Origin of the sequence: Actinomadura sp. NPDC048032 (assembly GCF_040653175.1) — a bacterium.
Classification (GTDB): domain Bacteria; phylum Actinomycetota; class Actinomycetes; order Streptosporangiales; family Streptosporangiaceae; genus Spirillospora; species Spirillospora verrucosospora.
Genome location: NZ_JBEZJP010000738.1, coordinates 1 through 1,982 on the forward strand (window position 1 = coordinate 1; position 1,982 = coordinate 1,982).

Sequence of the window (1,982 nt, forward strand, 5' to 3'; positions counted from 1 at the left end):
GCGAGCGCGGCCCGGTAGTCGGCCAGCCGCGAGCCGGCCGACCGGGACACGAAGAACGCGACCGTGACGACGTCGGGGGCGGGGTCCCCGGCGAAGGCGGCGGCGAGCGTCGTCTTGCCGGCCCAGGGCTCGCCCACCAGCCACAGGTAGGGCGTGCCGCTCGTGGCGAACTCCTGGAGCCGGCCGAGCTCGGCGTCCCGGTCGGCGGGGTCGGGGCAGCGGGCCCGGAGCTTGGTGATGGTCGACCAGTACCGGGACCGGCGCAGGGGCGCCGACGGCCCCGCGGGCCCCGGGTCCAGCCGCACGCCCTCACCGTCGAGGAGCGCGTTCAGCCTCTCCCGGCTCGGCTGGGGCTCGACGAACTCGCCGGCGGTCCGCGGCCGGTGCGGTCCGGCGGCGCTGAAGACGCGGGAGGCGGTCAGCGGCCCGTCGGGCTCGGCCCAGCGCACGACGCCGACCAGCTTGCCGCCGACCAGGACGGGGCCGCCGGACAGCCCCCGGTACCGGCGGCCGGCGCGCAGCGGGGCGTCGTCGCGGTGCAGGTCGAGCAGGCCCGTCTTGACGTTGGCGCCGAGGAGGACGTCGCCGTCCACCTGGTCGACGTCGCGGACGCCGCCGAGCTCGCTCTCGCGGTCGTGGGAGGCGGGGAAGCCCCACGAGACGAACCGGGCGCGCCCGGTGCTCCAGGGGTCGACGTCCGCCAGCACCGCGGGGGCCACCGCGGGCAGCGGGCCGTCCGCCACCCGCAGCAGCGCCAGGTCGACCTCGGCGCCCTCGGCGGTCCAGATCCGCTCGGCGGCGACGGAGACCGACTCGTCCGGCGTGGCGAGCCGGACCGCCACCGGCCCGGGGGCGGCCACCACGTGCCGGCAGGTGAGCACCAGCCCGGAGGAGATCCGGTAGCCGGTGCCGTAGCCCTCCTCGCCCTCCCCGACGAGCACCTCGACGGTGCGCCAGCGTGGTTCGTCAGGGATCACCGGCCGGGCTTGCGGAGCCGGTCACCCACCTCGATCGGCTTGCCGTCGACGTGCGGATTGAGCGTGACCGCCACCCGGTGCGTGGTGGTCTGCGCGAGCTTGCCCGAGGCGCCGACCTCGACCACCCAGACCTTCACCTTGCCGTTGGCGCCGCCCTCCCGGACCACGGCGACCTCGAACTCGACCTCGACCGGCCCCACGCTGAAGCGGATCTCCTCGTCGGCGCCCTCAAGCTGAGCCCGCGCCAGGTCGTCGCGGATCGCTTTGACTGCCTCTGCCAAGCCGATTTCCTGCATTGCTCCCCATTACTCGTAAGTGGGGAGAGTTTAGCGCTAAGTAGCGGCACGACTGGAATTCAACGGAGGTCACGTCTTCGGCAGGGACGGCCTGTCCGCGAAGAACCTGGCCATGAGCTCGCTGGCGTAATCCGGCCATTCGTGGCCGCCGCGCTGCCTGGTGCACAGCGCGACGACGACGGGGCCGGGGCCCGTGCCGACGCAGTCGTCCGGCCCGTCCGGCACCGGCCGCGAGAGCGCGGGCAGCTTGTCCACCCACCTCCAGAACTCCATGAGGAACCTGACGGGGATGAAGGGGAAATGGACGTCCGCGTCCATGTTCCCGCCGCCGTCATAGGGGACGGACGGGTCCCACGTCCCGTGGAAGGCCAGCACCGACACCGGCTTTCCGGGCGTGCAGCCGATCGCGAGCGCGCCGGAGACCACGGCGATCCCGGCGATCCTGTCCGACCGTTCGCACGCGTACCGGTACGCCATGCCGCCGCCGTTGGAGAAACCGGTCACGAAGACGCGGCGGGGGTCGGCGACGCCCTGCCGCACCAGCGTGTCGATCAGCTTGTCGAGGAACGCGACGTCGTCGACGCCGGTCCAGCGGGCGAACCAGCAGCAGGCCCCGGCGTTCCAGGTGCCGAGGAGCCCGTCGGGGTAGGCGACGGCGTAGCCGTGGCGGTCGGCGACCCCGTCGAGCCCGCTCTGCCTGCGGACGTAC

3 protein-coding genes are annotated in these 1,982 nt (G+C 73.9%); all 3 read right to left on the reverse strand.

Annotated elements, in window-relative coordinates:
- Window positions 1–977, reverse strand: a 977-nt coding sequence (locus AB0C69_RS41725; protein WP_360362342.1) for a serine protease, incomplete at its 3' end; no start/stop codon positions are given.
- Window positions 974–1,273 (reverse strand): trypco2 family protein, encoded by a 300-nt coding sequence (locus AB0C69_RS41730; protein ID WP_345176152.1) that lies wholly within the window; start codon window positions 1,271–1,273, stop codon window positions 974–976. The genes AB0C69_RS41725 and AB0C69_RS41730, both read right to left, overlap by 4 nt.
- A gap of 69 nt (window positions 1,274–1,342) precedes the next feature.
- On the reverse strand, window positions 1,343–1,982 hold a 640-nt coding region (locus AB0C69_RS41735), incomplete at its 5' end, for a PHB depolymerase family esterase (protein ID WP_360362345.1).

Bases quoted from the DNA above. Each gene is read 5' to 3' on its own strand.
- AB0C69_RS41730 (WP_345176152.1), bottom strand. From the start codon at position 1,273: ATGCAGGAAATCGGCTTGGCAGAGGCAGTCAAAGCGATCCGCGACGAC.